This window comes from Devosia sp., from assembly GCF_035944845.1.
Classification (GTDB): domain Bacteria; phylum Pseudomonadota; class Alphaproteobacteria; order Rhizobiales; family Devosiaceae; genus Devosia_A.
Genome location: NZ_DASZAW010000100.1, coordinates 20,010 through 34,942 on the forward strand (window position 1 = coordinate 20,010; position 14,933 = coordinate 34,942).

General features: G+C 64.4%; 16 protein-coding genes. 8 read left to right on the forward strand and 8 right to left on the reverse strand.

Annotated elements, in window-relative coordinates; all coding sequences use genetic code 11:
* Nucleotides 1-29: 29 nt before the first annotated feature.
* Complete coding sequence (locus VGV07_RS19375) at nt 30-884, reverse strand: sugar phosphate isomerase/epimerase (protein WP_326870370.1); 855 nt, start codon at nt 882-884, stop codon at nt 30-32.
* Nucleotides 884-1,741, reverse strand: a complete 858-nt coding sequence (locus tag VGV07_RS19380) for an NAD(P)-dependent oxidoreductase (RefSeq protein ID WP_326870371.1) — start codon at nt 1,739-1,741, stop codon at nt 884-886. Before VGV07_RS19380 ends, VGV07_RS19375 begins: the two co-directional genes overlap by 1 nt.
* 215 nt (nt 1,742-1,956) lie before the next feature.
* Between VGV07_RS19380 and VGV07_RS19385 the strand changes: the two genes are divergently transcribed.
* The 5 genes from VGV07_RS19385 to VGV07_RS19405 all read left to right on the forward strand — a co-directional run bounded on the left by VGV07_RS19385 (nt 1,957) and on the right by VGV07_RS19405 (nt 5,379).
* Nucleotides 1,957-2,397, forward strand: a complete 441-nt coding sequence (locus tag VGV07_RS19385) for a hypothetical protein (protein ID WP_326870372.1) — start codon at nt 1,957-1,959, stop codon at nt 2,395-2,397.
* A 97-nt stretch (nt 2,398-2,494) separates the two neighbouring features.
* Complete coding sequence (locus tag VGV07_RS19390; protein WP_326870373.1) at nt 2,495-2,848, forward strand: hypothetical protein; 354 nt, start codon at nt 2,495-2,497, stop codon at nt 2,846-2,848.
* A gap of 182 nt (nt 2,849-3,030) precedes the next feature.
* Nucleotides 3,031-3,372, forward strand: a complete 342-nt coding sequence (locus tag VGV07_RS19395; RefSeq protein WP_069912392.1) for an SH3 domain-containing protein — start codon at nt 3,031-3,033, stop codon at nt 3,370-3,372.
* 166 nt (nt 3,373-3,538) lie between these two features.
* Entirely contained in the window at nt 3,539-4,534 is a 996-nt protein-coding gene (locus VGV07_RS19400; protein WP_326870374.1) for an asparaginase, read from the forward strand.
* A 56-nt stretch (nt 4,535-4,590) separates the two neighbouring features.
* On the forward strand, nt 4,591-5,379 hold the full coding sequence (locus tag VGV07_RS19405; RefSeq protein ID WP_326870375.1) for a hypothetical protein: 789 nt from the start codon (nt 4,591-4,593) through the stop codon (nt 5,377-5,379).
* Here VGV07_RS19405 and VGV07_RS19410 read toward each other — a convergent pair.
* The gene (locus VGV07_RS19410) at nt 5,376-6,707 is read right to left on the reverse strand and encodes a TIGR03808 family TAT-translocated repetitive protein (protein WP_326870376.1); all 1,332 of its coding nucleotides are present in this window, start codon (nt 6,705-6,707) and stop codon (nt 5,376-5,378) included. The two genes, VGV07_RS19405 and VGV07_RS19410, sit on opposite strands and share 4 nt — an antisense overlap.
* A gap of 320 nt (nt 6,708-7,027) precedes the next feature.
* Here VGV07_RS19410 and VGV07_RS19415 point away from each other — a divergent pair, with 320 nt between their 5' ends.
* Nucleotides 7,028-8,545 carry a helicase HerA-like domain-containing protein gene (locus VGV07_RS19415; protein WP_326870377.1) on the forward strand — a complete coding sequence of 506 codons (1,518 nt, stop codon included), beginning with the start codon at nt 7,028-7,030 and terminating at the stop codon, nt 8,543-8,545.
* Nucleotides 8,535-9,101 (forward strand): hypothetical protein, encoded by a 567-nt coding sequence (locus VGV07_RS19420; RefSeq protein WP_326870378.1) that lies wholly within the window; start codon nt 8,535-8,537, stop codon nt 9,099-9,101. Before VGV07_RS19415 ends, VGV07_RS19420 begins: the two co-directional genes overlap by 11 nt.
* Nucleotides 9,102-9,196: 95 nt before the next feature.
* Here VGV07_RS19420 and VGV07_RS19425 read toward each other — a convergent pair whose 3' ends face one another.
* A complete protein-coding gene (locus tag VGV07_RS19425; protein WP_326870379.1) occupies nt 9,197-9,577 on the reverse strand; it encodes a winged helix-turn-helix transcriptional regulator in 381 nt (126 codons plus the stop codon).
* 82 nt (nt 9,578-9,659) lie between these two features.
* Between VGV07_RS19425 and VGV07_RS19430 the strand changes: the two genes are divergently transcribed.
* Entirely contained in the window at nt 9,660-10,646 is a 987-nt protein-coding gene (locus tag VGV07_RS19430) for an NADPH:quinone reductase (RefSeq protein WP_326870380.1), read from the forward strand.
* A 60-nt stretch (nt 10,647-10,706) separates the two neighbouring features.
* Here VGV07_RS19430 and VGV07_RS19435 read toward each other — a convergent pair whose 3' ends face one another.
* The 4 genes from VGV07_RS19435 to msrB all read right to left on the reverse strand — a co-directional run bounded on the left by VGV07_RS19435 (nt 10,707) and on the right by msrB (nt 14,789).
* The gene (locus VGV07_RS19435) at nt 10,707-11,213 is read right to left on the reverse strand and encodes a hypothetical protein (RefSeq protein WP_326870381.1); all 507 of its coding nucleotides are present in this window, start codon (nt 11,211-11,213) and stop codon (nt 10,707-10,709) included.
* Nucleotides 11,214-11,372: 159 nt separating this feature from the next.
* Entirely contained in the window at nt 11,373-11,981 is a 609-nt protein-coding gene (locus VGV07_RS19440; RefSeq protein WP_326870382.1) for a superoxide dismutase, read from the reverse strand.
* Between the two features lie 103 nt (nt 11,982-12,084).
* Complete coding sequence (locus VGV07_RS19445) at nt 12,085-14,157, reverse strand: S9 family peptidase (RefSeq protein WP_326870383.1); 2,073 nt, start codon at nt 14,155-14,157, stop codon at nt 12,085-12,087.
* Nucleotides 14,158-14,387: 230 nt separating this feature from the next.
* Nucleotides 14,388-14,789, reverse strand: coding sequence for a peptide-methionine (R)-S-oxide reductase MsrB (msrB, locus tag VGV07_RS19450; RefSeq protein ID WP_326870384.1), 402 nt, complete (start codon nt 14,787-14,789; stop codon nt 14,388-14,390).
* Nucleotides 14,790-14,933: the final 144 nt, after the last annotated feature.

The window sequence follows — 14,933 nt, forward strand, 5'->3', positions numbered from 1 at the left end:
GAATGCGGCAAATCACCAAGGAGTGAATGTCACGGGCGCACCGCGAAATCGACGCCGATGACGTCGCCCACGGCAAAGATGCGGTCTCGGGCTACCGCATATTCCTCGCCCTTCAGATGTTCGAGCATCAGCGGCACCTCGCGCGGCAGCCGGTTGAGTTCGCTCAGATAGGTGCGGTAGTCGAGCACGCCTGCGCCGATCTGCACCTCATCGAAATGCAGCGCAGCCTGGTGATGCAGCTTGATATCCTTGGCGTGGCACGACACCACCCACTGACCGAGTTTGCTGAAGCACTCGCGGATCAGCGCGCCGTTATCGAAATACACCCTGGGCGTCATGATGATGTTCACCGGGTCGAAATGCGCCCCGAACATCTTCCGGTCGATGGCCCGGATCAGCTCGACATAGCTGTCAACGCTGTCGGGCAGCGAGTACTGCATCATCTCGAGCGCAAACTTGGCCCGGGTCGGCTTCACCGTGTCGAGCAGGTAGCGCACTGTGTCAACGCAGGCATCGAAGGCCTCGGGCCCCATGTTCTCGGCGGCCGGCGCGTAATCGGTGCCGGCACGGAACGAGCCGATATAGCTGACGGCGCAGCCGGCGCCGACCGCCTCGGCGATGGCGAGACGCTCGACCGCATAGGCGAGGTTGGTCTCGCGCACCGCCTCGTCGGGCGACACCAGGTTGCGCCAGATGCCGATCTCGGCCAGCACCACGTTCTCGACGGCAAACGCCTGTTCGATGGCGACCAGGCGATCGCGATCATCGAGCCTCACCTCCGGCACATAGGCGGCGCCATAGCCGTACTCGCGATGCGCCCGGGCAAAGGCAAAGGGATCGTCGCTGTCGATCGGCAAGCCGTGACCACCGAGCCTGATAGCCATCAGACGTGGTTCCGCCAGCTGTGCTGCGGGTTGTAGTCGAGCAGGCGCCGGGCCTTGTCGATCGACAGCAGCGTGCCGTTCTGGCTGAGCTCGCGCTTGTGCGGCACCTTGGGGAACACCTCGGCCATCAGCGACATGTTGGAGCGGCTCATCACCGTATCCTGGTTGGCGATGATGAACGCCTCGAACCCCGTGAACTCCGCCTCGATGCCGCGGCGCACGGCCTGCGCCCCGTCCCGCGCGTCGATATAGCCCCAGAGGTTCCATTTTCTGAGCTTGGGGTCGGCATCGAAAGCCGGAAAGGCTTTGTAGTCCTCGACGTCCATGACGTTCGAAAAGCGTAAGCCGACGATCTTCAGCTCCGGATCCCAGCGGCAGAACTGCGCTGCCATGGTTTCATCGAGCAGCTTGCCGAGCGAATAGGCGGTTTCGGGGCGCGGGAAATACTCTTCGTCGACCGGCACATAGGGCGGCGGCGTTTCGAAGGGCAGGCCGAGCACCGTTTCGCTCGAGGCGAAGACGACGTTCTTCACCCCCGCGAGGCGGCAGGCCTCGAACACGTTGTAGCTGGTGGGCACGTTGTTGGCGACGGTGCGGCTGTTGGCGAAGAGACCTGGCGCCGGAATGGCGGCGAGGTGCACCACGGCATCGAACGGGCCACGGCGTTCGTCGACGCCGCCGAGGATCGCCTGCGCCACCTGGCCGAAATCGGTGAGGTCGATGCGCACGGTCGGGCAGATCGGGTCCTTCGGCAGTGTCTGGTCGACGTTGAGGACGGAATAGCCGTTGGTCACCAGGTCCTTCAGCACGGCCCGCCCAAGCTTGCCGCTGCCGCCCGTTACCAGAACCTTGGCCATTTTCCTCATCCTCCTCAACTGATTTGCGCCGAGCCTAGCATGGGTTGCACCCATTCTGTCACGAGCCTGAACGGGACTGTCAGTGCCGGTTCAAGCCCGATGGCGCAGCGTCGTCTCCAGCGTCAGGAGGCGGATCGCCCTATCGCGATCCTCCCAATGGAAAAGGACTACGACGAGCGGACCAAACCTCCGCCGCCTCACATCAGGAGACTGAAATGACCAAGCTCGCTCTCGCCGCGACATTCGCGGTTGCCATGCTGACTTCGTTCTCTGCTATTCCTGCCAACGCCCAGAGCCCCAACAATCCTACTCGGAGCACCGTTCCGACCTGTACAGCTCAGTGCGGCGACCAGGGCGGCGGTGGGACCCCCTCCGATCCGGACTGCGGTGGCCAGATCGGTGCCTTGAAGCGCGTACTGCCCGCCCAGGTGCTGGGCGTCGACGACGACTATCGCGTCTGGGTCACGGAATTCTGCCTCTCGAGTTCCCTGATGCGTTCCGATGGCAACGCCGCGTACCTGCGCACTGCAATCGCCGACAACGACGTTCTGACCGAGGTGCTGACCCGCCATGGCTACGAGGCCGAGGATGTGTTTGCGGTCAAGATGATGGGCGACGACACCATCAACCTGTTCGTCCACGATTTCGGGCGCTGATCGGTCGCTCGATGCACGACTGACGCCGGATCGGCTGACTTGCCGACCGGCGTTGTTTTTTTGTACGGCTGATTAGGTCACCTTGTAGGAGAGTGAAATGTCGAAAGTCCTGCTGGCTGCCCTGATCGCCATTGGCCTGAGCGCCGCGACGCCTCCTGCCGTCTTCGCAGGCGATGACGACGACGTCTGCCAGGATCACCTGGGCGGGCTGAAGCGGATCGATCCGGCGCAACTCGCCTCGGTCGTCGATCCGCAGCGGGTCTGGGTGACGGAATACTGCGTCAACCACTCGGTGCTGCCCTCCGAGGGCAATGCAGCCGGTCGGCGCGCGGCGATCGCCAACAATGATGCGATGTCCACTGCGCTTCGCCGGAACGGCTATTCCCCGGGTGACGTTTTCGCGATCAAGATGATGGGTGCCGACACGGTGACGCTCTACGTACACCGCTAGGCGTCGCATGGATGGCTCGGAAAAGGGCGGGAACCCGGGCGGTTCCCGCCCTTTCCTTATTGCTGCCGTGACATTGCCCTGCCGATGAATGCTGTCTGAACGGCAGGCTCAGTAGGGGTTCAATCGGGCACCGGCATATTGGGGACAACAGAACGAAACCCGGCCCCCGAAAGGATGCCAAGATGAACAGATCCCATGAGAAGCTGCTGGTTGCGACCCTCGCCGGTCTGATCATCGCCAGCGCTGCCGTTTTCGCCGTTCAGCCCGCCATGGCCGCCGGCTATGATGTGGAGAGCCCCGCTCACATCGTCGGTGTGAAGAAGTGGGACACGCTCAACGTCCGCAAGTGGCCCGCCTCCTATTCGCAGAAGATCGGCGAGTTCGAGCCCAAGAGCTCGGTCTGGGTCGAACGCTGCATCATCGCCCCGCAGGGCGGCTCGGACTGGTGTCTCGTCGAACAGCAGGACACCAAGGGCTGGGTGAACGCCAAGTTCCTGAAGCTGGCCTACGACTGGGACATCTGATCCCCCGAATTCCTGCGGCGTTGCTCCAAACGACGCCGTCAGGCTTCTGTGACGACCCGACTAACCCCATGCATACGTGCCTTGCCTGACCTCCGAAACATTGACTTCACGGCCCGGACGCGTTCCCTAGGAACCTCCGGGCCTTTTTCTTTTGAAGAGCTAAGTTTTGGACGCCAACCCTATCCTCATCGAGCAGACACGCGGCACCTTCGTGGAGAACCGCCATCGCGGTGCCTTTGTTGTTGCCGACGCCGAGGGCAACGTCATCGCGGCGGCCGGCGATATCTCGAGGCCGGTGTTCCCGCGCTCGGCCATCAAGTCGATGCAGGCGTTGGCCATGGTGACCTCGGGCGCCATCGATCGCTTCGAGTTGACTGACGAGGAACTGGCGCTGGCCTGCGCCTCGCACCATGGCGAGGATGTGCATGTCGGGGGCGTGATGCAGTTTCTCGGCCATATCGGGCTCTCGGCAGGGGACCTCGAATGCGGGGCGCACCAACCCACCAACGGCAAGGCGCGCGAAGCTCTGCGGTCCCATGGGCTGGAGCCGAGCCAGTTGCATAACAATTGCTCCGGCAAGCACTCGGGCATGCTGAGCGTTGCCAGAGCGCTGGGCGTCGACACGCATGATTACGTGACCCGTGGTCACCCCGTGCAGGTGGCGGTGCGCCAGGCCATCGAGACGGTGATCGGCGAGCCGCTGAGCGAGGACCGCTGTGGCACCGATGGCTGCTCGATCCCTACCTGGGCCGCGCCGTTGTCGGCCTTCGCGCGCGGCTTCGCGAAAATGGCCACCGGCGTCGGTCTGCCGCAGGATCTCGGGCGCGCCGCGACACGCATCTTCGATGCTGCGACGACGCATCCGCTGCTGGTCGCCGGGACCGGCCACCTCGACACGCTGGTCATGCAGGCATTCGGCGGGCGCGTCATGCAGAAAGGCGGCGCCGAGGGTGTGCAGTGCGGCGCCATCCGCGACAAGGGGTGGGGCTACGCGCTGAAGATCGACGACGGCAATATGCTCGCGAGCCAGACGCTGGTCGCCAACCTGCTGCTACGCTTCGCCGACCCCGATGCGGGACAGCGCGCCGTGCTGGAAAAGTTCACCCGGCAGTTGGTGCGCAACGTGCGTGGTTTTGAAGTCGGCGAGATGCGTGCCGCCTGACCCAAGGTCCCGCCGTCCGGCGGCGTCCTATACTCAGAATAACCTCGGAGAGCCGCATGCGCCGTGCCGTCGTGACCATCGTTGCCTCGACCCTGCTCGGCGGAGCGGCTCTGGCCGGCCCCGCCTACACTCCGCCCAAGGTATCGTCGGCGAGGACCGTCGAGGCTCCAGCAGACCTGCGCGCCGCAGCGACCGAACTGCTGAAGGCGGTGGCGGCGAAGGATATCGAGGGCATTGGCAAGTGGCTGGCTCCGAAGGTGTCGATCGTCACCGGTACGCTCGATCTCTCCATTCCGCGCGGCAGCAAGCTCGAGGGACCATGGGAGAACGCCAAGTCGCAGGTCGCCGATCTCGGCAATAGCACCGGCGGCGACTGGGACCTGCCGCCGAACGTCGAGATCGGGGCGTTCCTCACCAGGATGGAGTTGGATTTCATTGGCCAGTCCCTGACCGACGGGCAGCCCTGGGGCATGGATGCGGCGGTGGATGGGGCGATCTGCACTTACGGTTTGGGGAAGGTCGACACGACCGCGGTAAAGCGCGCCGCCAGGGCGCTGGGTACGAGTGGTGACAGCTTCGTCGGCGTGAAGCGCGAGATCGAACTGTTCGACACCATGCAGGGCGGCAAGTCCGTCGGCAAGCTCATGCCGGGCAAGCTCTACGCCATCGACTACGACGCCGAGACCCTGACGGAATGGACAGCCTTCCACCTGCCAGCAGGTGGTGTCGGCTTTGGCAAGGTCAGCGGCGACGACTTCGACCGTCCCTACGCCTCCGGCCTCTGCTTCAGGCAGCAGGCGTCCGGCCAATGGACCGTTGTGGCGCAGGCTTCGACCGGGCTTTAGCTTGTCACCGAATTGTCTGCGACCGTCACGTGCGGGTATTTCGCAGCGTCCTTCACCAGGTCTTCGACCACCACCGTATCCCACTCCATGCCGACGATGGCATGTTCGAGCGGGGCGTTGACGATATTACCGGTGATGGTGACCGGGCCGGGGGCGGGGTTCTGCACCACGCTGACGCCGATGCCGATCGTCGTGGCATAAAGCACGTTGTCGGCAATGATGACGTCGCGCAGGAACGCACCGCGGCCCGCAAGGATGCCGATACCAGGGACGTTGTCGATGCTGTTGCCCGAGATGCTGGTTTCCGCCTCGGCATAAATGCCGAAGGGCCGGGTATCGGGGTTGACCTCGGAGCGCAAACGGATGTTGCGCACGATGTTTCCCGAGCAGACAGCGACCCGCCCGCCAGAATCGAGATTGGTGATCGAGATGCCGGCAGCAGCGCCATCGACGATGTTGTTGGAAATCACCGAGCCGGAGAAGGCGAACTCGGAAAAGATCGCGACCTCCCCCGAATTCCGGCAGACATTGCCGGTGACTGCGACATTGCTGGTCGAGTTGAGCCGCACCGCGGTGAACATGCAGTCGGCGATCTGGTTGTTGGCAACAATCACGTCGTTGCAGCGGAAGACATTGATGCCGTTGCCGTTCTGCCCGTTGCCGCCATTGGTGGCGCCGATGCCGGTGATGGTATTGCCGGTGACGATCGAGCCATCGTGGCGCGGCTTGCTGCCCCAGATCAGGAAACCGCCATTGCCGCACTTGCTAACCCGGTTGGAGGCGATGTTGAGGCCGCGACCATCGACCGAAAAGATAGCCGCAAGGGCGTGCCCGGTGAAATCGCAATCCTCGATATCGGCCCTGGCGTCCCGCACTGCGAGGCCGTTGGCGGCGCCGCCGATGAAGCTGCAGTTGCTGAGGGTGACGTGGTCACTCGCTTCGATCTCCACCAGCCCGCGATCGGCGCCGGTCGGCCCGCCATTGCCGCGGGTGAAGGTGAGGCCGGAGAAGCTGACATGAGCGCTGCCGGCGACGCGGAGCACCGGCGCATCGCCAGCCGCGGCAAGGATGGTGCCGCCGGGAATGCCTGAGATCACCACGTTGCTCGGCACCTGCAGGTTCTGCACGTAGTAGCTGCCCGAGCCGAGGAACAGCGGCCGGCCTTCTTCACCGGCGCGCAGCAATGCCTCCTGCAGCGGGCCGCTCTGATCCTCCAGGCTGCCAGGCACCAGGTTCAGCGTGGTCGAATCGAGCGATTGCGCCCGCACCCCGCCGGCAAGCGGCAGGGCGATGAGGCCCGCGAGAATGTGCCGACGGTTCATACGCATTGGGGGAGTGTAAGGGTGTGTGGGGGCATTTGGGAATTGCCGATTCCGATGCCTTCCCCAAGCTATATGGGATTGAACCCAACCGTACCGACACCCAACGGAACTCGCTCCCACCCACCAGCGTCATTTCCGCGAAGGCGGGAACCTGGCGGGATGCTGCGACACCCGCGAGATGCTGGGGCATCCCACCCCTCGCGGGGGATGAGGTCGGTGAGGGGGCAACTGGCGTCAAGCTGGCTCATCTGCCCGCTTTCATTTGGCAGCCAAACCCCCCGCCGCTATAGAGTCCCTAACCCGGCTATCGAATCCTGTGAGGCGTCATGCTCCTTCCCGACAAGATCTATCTCGGCCAAAGCACTCGGCCGGAGTACCTGGCGCTGAAGTATGGCAACCGCCACGGGCTGGTGACCGGTGCCACCGGCACCGGCAAGACGGTGACGCTGCAGTCGATCGCCGAGGGGTTCTCGGCCGCCGGCGTTCCGGTATTCGCAGCCGACATCAAGGGCGATCTCTCCGGCATTGCCAACATGGGCAAGATGCTCGATTGGCAGGTGAAGCGGGCCGAGGAGATCGGCTTCACCGACTATGCTGCGAGTAAGTTCCCGGTGCTCTTCTGGGACCTGTTCGGGCGACAGGGGCACCCGGTGCGGACCACCATCTCCGAGATGGGCCCGCTGCTCTTGAGCCGCATCCTCGACCTCAACGACACTCAGGAAGGCGTGCTCAACATCGCCTTCAAATATGCCGACGATAACGGCCTGCTGCTGCTCGACCTGAAGGACCTGCGCGCCCTGCTGGTGGAAATCGCCAACAACGCCAAGGACATCTCGGTGCAGTACGGCAATGTGGCCTCGGCCACGGTGGGCGCCGTACAGCGCTCGCTGCTGGTGCTGGAACAGCAGGGGGGCGACCAGTTCTTCGGCGAGCGGGCGCTCGATATTCGCGACCTGATGCGCACCACCACCGACGGCAAGGGGTATGTCTCGATCCTTGCCGCCGACGAACTGATGCGCGCGCCGCGGCTTTACGCGACATTCCTGCTCTGGCTGCTGTCGGAACTGTTCGAGGTGCTGCCGGAGGTTGGCGACCCGGATAGACCCAAGCTGGTGTTCTTCTTCGACGAGGCGCACCTTTTGTTCGACGATGCCCCCAAGGCGCTGGTCGACAAGGTGGAGCAGGTGGTCAAGCTGGTGCGCTCCAAAGGCGTCGGCGTCTATTTCGTGACGCAGAACCCGGCTGATATCCCGGATGCCGTGCTGGCCCAGTTGTCGAACCGCGTGCAACACGCGCTCCGGGCCTACACCCCCAAGGAACAGAAGGCCGTGCGAATGGCTGCGGAGTCGTTCCGCCCCAACCCGGATTTCTCGACCGCCGAGGTGATCACCCAGTTGGGCACCGGCGAGGCGCTGGTTTCGGTGCTGGAAGACAAGGGCGTGCCCTCGATCGTTGGACGCACCCTGATCCGGCCGCCATCCGGGCAGGTCGGCCCGTTGCTGCCGGAGGAACGGCGCACGGTGATCGCCAATTCGCCCGTCGCGGGGGTCTACGACACCGTGGTCGATCGCGAGTCGGCGTTCGAGGTGTTGACCAAAAAGACCCAGGAACGTCAGGCCAGCGAGGCGGAGGCGAGACAGGCCGAGTTGGACGCCAAGACTGCAGCTGCCGAAGCCAAGGCCGCCGCGGCGCAGGAACGCGCCGATCGCGCTGCGCAGCCACGCCGCTCGACTCGGCAGACGCCGACGGAGGCTGCGATCACCTCGTTTACCCGCACCATGGCGAACGGGCTCGGCAAGGCGCTGTTGCGCGGCATCCTCGGTGGCCTCACCCGTGGCCGCTAACGTCGCCCAGAATCGCCCGGTGCTGGCGGTCTTCGCGTCGGACAAGGGGCCGGGCGACGCCGAGCGAAGCTCGATCATGTCGCAGGCCGGTACGCTCCTTGCCCGGCATGGGGCGCGCATCATCTGCCTTGCCGACGAGACGCTCGACAATATCCCGTTGATCACCAGCGCCCGCGCCGCCGGCGGGGACGTGCTGATCGTCGCCGACGCAGCGTTCCGGGCGCCGGCGGCCCTGGCCGAAGTTCCGGTCGAACGGATCGACGACCCAGAGGCGCGGGTGAAACGCGTCGGCGAACTGGCACAGGGCTTCGTCGGGCTGCCGGGCTCGCTGGCTTCTGCCGCAGCGCTCTATCGCACCTGGGTGCGAGCCGGCGCCGGTGCCGGCGGCAAGCCGGTGGTGTTGCTGAACCACCACCGGGCCTTCGAGGCCATGCGCGGCATGGCCACCGACATCCTCAGCCACTCGGTAAGCCATGCCGAACGCGTGGTGGTGTTCACCGACAATATCGACGATCTCTGGAACAAGGTGGCCTGGGCGCTGAACGTAACGGCCTAGGGCAGGCACGCTCTCCAGACCACACGTGATGTCATCCCAGTGCCGGAGGGGGGCAGCCAGTTCAGCAAGCTAGGCGGACTGCCGCGTGAGCGCGCCTAGGGGCAAATATGGAGGTGCTCGCGCTCCTCGTCCGAGCTGAAGCCCATCCCCCAGTTTCGCATGCTGAGAAGCACTGGCTCGAGCGAACGGCCAAGTTCGGTCAGTTCATATTCGACGCGCGGCGGCACTTCCGGATAAACGATGCGATTGATCACCCCGTCACGCTCCAGTTCGCGCAATTGCAGCGTCACCATGCGCGCCGTCGCATTGGGCACCATCCGGCACAGCGCGTTGAAGCGCAATTTGCCGGCGAGCAGATGAAACAGGATCACCGGCTTCCACAGGCCCCCGATCACCGAAAGCGTCACTTCCACCGCGCAACCGGTGCGGTCAGCCCTGCGGCGCGGACGGGTCAAAATGGGGGTGCTATCATTCATGATAGTACATGTTGCCTTTGTACGTACTGTTCTCGGATGCATTGGAGACCTAGTTAGGCTGGGAAACAAGAGGAACCTGCGAATGAAAGCTGCCTGGTTTTCCACCAAGGGCCCCGCCCGCGACGTATTGCAGGTCGGCGAGTTGCCGACGCCACAACCCGCACCCGGCGAAGTGCTGATCCGCGTCCGCGCCTCGGGGGTCAATCCGTCCGACACCAAGGGGCGCAGCGGCAACGGCGCCCCGGCCTTCCCGCAGGTCGTGCCCAACCAGGATGGCGCCGGCGAGATTGTCGCCGTGGGTTCTCCCGAACTCGACGATCGAATCGGTGAGCGCGTCTGGTTCTACGAATCCCAGCTTGGCCGCTGGAACGGTTCAGCCGCCGAATACACCACGCTCCCGGCCTCGAAGGCTGTCCACCTGCCCGATGGCGTCAGCTTCGAGGAAGGCGCCTGCCTCGGCATTCCCGCCATGACCGCATATCGCTGCGTCTTCGTCGATGGCCCGGTCACGGGCAAAACCGTCTTCGTCTCCGGCGGCGCCGGCGCGGTCGGCCGCTACGCCATCCAGTTCGCCAAGCTCGGTGGGGCCCGCGTCATTGCCTCGGTCGGCAATGACGCGGCTGCCGCGTCAGCCACTGCGGCCGGTGCCGATCTGGTCCTCAACCGCCATACGGATGATCTGCCCGCCCGGGTTGCTGCCTTCACGGGCGACAGCAAGGGCAGGGGTGTCGACCGCTTCGTCGAAGTCGCTTTTGGCGCCAATCTCGACCTGATCGGCAAGACCCTGGCACCCAACGGCGTCGTCGCCACTTATGCCAGCGATGCCGTGCCTCAGCCCACGCTGCCGTTCTGGCCGATGATCTTTCTCGATGCCACCATCCGCTTCGTGCTGGTCTATGTGATGACGCCCGAGGCCCATCGCGAAGCCGCCGCCGGCATCAACGCCGCGCTCGAGGCCAATCAGCTCACCCATCAGATCGGCCGCGTGCTGGCCCTCGACGACATCGTCGCCGCCCACGAAGCCGTCGAACGCGGCGAACTCGGCAAAACGATCATCAGGCTCGGCTGAGGCAACGGCCTGAGCGGTCCGCTTGGGAGGAGGGCGAGTGAGGCGCGCGAAGCCCGGCTGTCAATGCGTTGGCAGCGGGCGCTCCCGCGTCCATAGCGGAATAACGTTGCCGTACTTTGAGAAATCCGGCCGGCGGGATGTCGTTGCGCGGACCGCCCGGTAGCCGGCCAGGCTGGCGGCACGGCGGGCGATGCGCGATTGCACCCGTTCGAGCAGGTACTTCGGTGACATCGGTTTGACGATCACTTCGTCGATGCCCGAGGCGATACAGAGGTCCTTGGTCTCCGGCGATACGACGCTGGCGAGCGCGATCACCTGGTAATCGTGATGCGGGATGCTCTGGTCGGCGCGCAGGTCACGGCTGACCCGATCGGCACGGGCCGACGCGCTGTCGAAATCGGTGACCACCACATCGACCGGCGCGAGCCGCATATAGGTGACAAGCGCCAACTCGGATTCGAACGGGCGGACCCGGAAGCTCGGCACCGAAGCCAGCACCATCGAGAGGATGGAACTCAGCGCCGGGTTGGCAACGAGGACAGCTATGGTGCGGACTGGTTCGGCCAATCTCTTGCGACGCTCCCAATGGTTAAACAATTGTTACCATCGCGTTGCGGTGGGCGGAAGCTGCGGCAAGGGCGGATATGGCGATTTTCCGCCGGGATACGGCAAGGCAAACAAAAGGGCCCGCCGAAGCGGGCCCTGAAGGCGATCTTGGAATGAGGCTTAGCGGGCTTCTTCGAACAGGAACTCGACGTGTTCCCAGTTCACCAGGTTGTCGAACCAGGCTTCGAGGTACTTCGGGCGCGCGTTGCGATAGTCGATGTAATAGGAGTGCTCCCACACGTCGACGCCGAGCAGCGGCTTGGCATTGCCATGTACCAGCGGCGACTCGCCATTGGCGGTCTTGGTGACCTGGAGCTTGCCATCCTTCAGCGACAGCCAGGCCCAGCCCGAACCGAACTGCGTGGTGCCGGCATTGATGAAATCGGCGCGGAACTTGTCGAAGCCGCCCAGGTCGGCATCGATCGCCTTGAGCAGGGCCGCGGGGACCTTGCCGGCGCCGCCGCCACCATTGGGCTTCATCCAGTTCCAGAAATGCACATGGTTGTAGTGCTGGCCCAGGTTGTTGAACAGGCCCGGATCCTTGCCGAACACTTCCTTGACCTGGTCTTCCAGCGCCAGCACTTCAAGACCCTTGCCCTCTGCCAGCTTGGTGGCGTTGGTCACATAGGCCTGGTGGTGCTTGTCGTGGTGGAACTCGAGCGTCTCTTTGCTCATGTAGGGGCCGAGCGCGTCATAGGCGTAGGGCAGGGGGGGAAGTTCGTATGCCATTCTGGATGCCTCCTTGGGGGACAGTCTCTATGAGTGTTGGCCGCTGGGCTGGCTCCGATATAGGCCCTTTGGCATTGCTCAACAATTCCCGCTTTGGGTGGAATTATGCCAATCCTACGCAACTGAGCGCAAAGGCATAGCTCAGCCCGGTTTCCTTGAGCTGGTCGAAGCGGCCCGAGGCGCCGCCATGCCCGGCGCCCATATGGGTCTTGAGGTAGAGCGGCTTGCTGTCGGTCTTGGTGGCACGGAGCTTGGCCACCCACTTGGCCGGTTCCCAATAGGTGACGCGGGGATCGGTGAGCCCGGCGAGTGCGAAGATCGGCGGATAGTCGATGGCGGCAACCTGTTCGTAAGGCGCGTAACCCGCGATGCGGTCATAGGCTGCCTTGTCGGTGATCGGGTTGCCCCATTCGGGCCATTCCGGCGGGGTGAGCGGCAGGGTTTCGTCGAGCATGGTGTTGAGCACGTCGACGAACGGCACCTCGGCGATCACCCCGGCCCACAGGTCCGGGCGCATGTTGGTGACGGCGCCCATCAACAGGCCGCCGGCCGAGCCGCCCTCGGCGACGATCCGCTGCTTCGAAGTGTAGCCGAGCTCGATCAGCGTTTCGGCGGCGGCGATGAAATCGGTGAAGGTGTTGGTCTTGTGCTCGCGGCGGCCGTTCTTGTACCAGGCATAGCCCTTGTCCATGCCACCGCGGATATGCGCCGTGGCGTGGACGAAGCCGCGATCGACCAGGCTGAGCTTCGACACCGAGAACCCGGCCGGCAAGGCCATGCCGTAAGCGCCGTAGCCGTAGAGCAGGGCAGGCGCCTGGCCGTCGAGCTTGAGGCCCTTGCGATAGAGCAGCGTCACCGGCACCCGTTCGCCATCCTTGGCGGTGGCGAAGATGCGCTTGGTCTCGTAGTCGTCAGGGTTGTGGCCGGAGGGCACAACCTGCTCCTTGAGCAGGGTGCGCTCGCGCGTCACGAGGTCGAGGTCGTAGGTGCGCGACGGGGTGGTGGGCGACGAGTAGGTGAAGCGGATGGTGGTGGTGTCGAACTCGAAACCGGCCGACATGCCAAGCGCATAGGCCTCCTCGTCGAACTTCACCGTCCACTCCTCGCCGTCGTCGAGGTTGCGCACGACGATCCGCGGCAGCCCCTCGGAGCGCTCGAGCCGGACGAGGTGATGGCTGAGCAGGATGATGTCGAGGATCAAGACGCCTGGGCGGTGCGGCACGAGGTCGATCCAGTTCTCGGCCGCCGGATTGTCGGCGGCGACGGTGACGATCTTGAAGTCCTCGGCGCCGTCGGCATTGGTGAGGATGTAGAACACCCCGTTGCGGTCCTCGACGTCGTATTCGCGATCGACGAGGCGCGGCGAAACCAGCTTCGGCGCACCGCCGGTGCGGGTATCGATCAGCCAGAATTCCGAGGTCTGGTGGTCGTGCGCATCGATGACGATGTAGTTGCGGCTGAGCGTCTCGTCGACGCCGACGAAGAAGCCCGGATCCTTCTCCTCGTAGACGATCTCGTCATCGGCCTGCGGCGTGCCGAGGACGTGGCGGCGAACGCGGAACGGGCGATGATTATCGTCATATTCCGAATAGTAGATCGCGCTGGAATCGGCCGACCAGACGCCGCCCCCCGCCACATCCTCGATCACTTCGCCGGTATCCTTGCCGGTGGCGAGGTCGCGGATATGCAGCGTGTAGAATTCCGAACCCTGCCGGTCGGCGCTCCAGGCGAGCAGCCGGTGCGACGGATCGTGATCGCCGCCGCCGAAGCCGAAATACTCCTCGCCGGCTTCGATATTGCAGTCGAGCAGCACCTGTTCCTCGCCGCCATCACGGGGCGTGCGCACCAGGATCGGATATTGCTTTCCCTCTTCCATGCGCGAGTTGTAGGCCCAGGGGCCATCGGCGGAGGGGATGCCGCTTTCGTCTTCCTTGATGCGACCGCGGATCTCCCGGTAGATCTTGTCGGTCAGCGCCTCGTGCGCCGTCTCGAACGCCTCGGCGAAGTAGGCGTTCTCAGCCTCTACGTAGCCGCGGATATCGGCGGGGAGCGTGGATGGATCCTGCATCACCTCCTGCCAGTTATCGGCCCGTAGCCAGTGGTACGGATCCTGCCGCGTGATGCCGTGATGGGTCGTGGCATGCTGGCGGCGTTCGGCGACGGGTGGAGTGGGCATGGGGGGTACTCGAGGGAGGAGAGAGATCGGCTATATACCGGCGGTTGACGCTCTGTCCCTCTCCCCTTGAGGGAGAGGGTGGCTCGGCGCAGCCGAGACGGGTGAGGGGCAGTCGCTTCTCGCTGACGCTCGAAGCGCGCATCGCGGAGCGATGCGATACCCCTCATCCGCCCTTCGGGCACCTTCTCCCTCAAGGGGAGAAGGCGGACGCTGCGAGGCTGGTGGCAAAACTACGCCTTCGGCTCGAACTGCAAGCTGGTGCCGTTCATGCAGAAGCGCTCGCCCGTGGGGTTGGGGCCGTCTGGAAAGATGTGGCCGAGATGGGCGCCGCAATTGGCGCAGTGGGCTTCAACGCGGACCATGCCGTGCGAGCGGTCGACCGTTTGCGCCACCGAGCCCTCGATCGCCTTGAAGAAGCTCGGCCAACCCGAGCCGGACTCGTACTTGGTGTCGGCGGTAAACAGGTCAGCGCCGCACGAAGCGCAGTGATAGACGCCGTCGCGCTTCTCGGTGTTGTAAATGTGGGACCAGGGCCGCTCGGTGCCGTGCTCGCGCGCGATGCGGTAGAGCTCGGGGGTGAGCGTGGCACGCCACTCTTCGTCGGACTTCTGAACCTTGAAGGTCTCGCTCATCGGGAATCTCCGTTGTGCGCCAGATATGGCGATTGTGGCGCTGGATCGCAAATCCCTCAGCCCTCACAAAGCTGTGGTGCAGTCCCGCGGCCACGCCGGTTTACCTTGCCGGGGCGGGGGGAGCGGCTAAGGTGATCGGGTAGC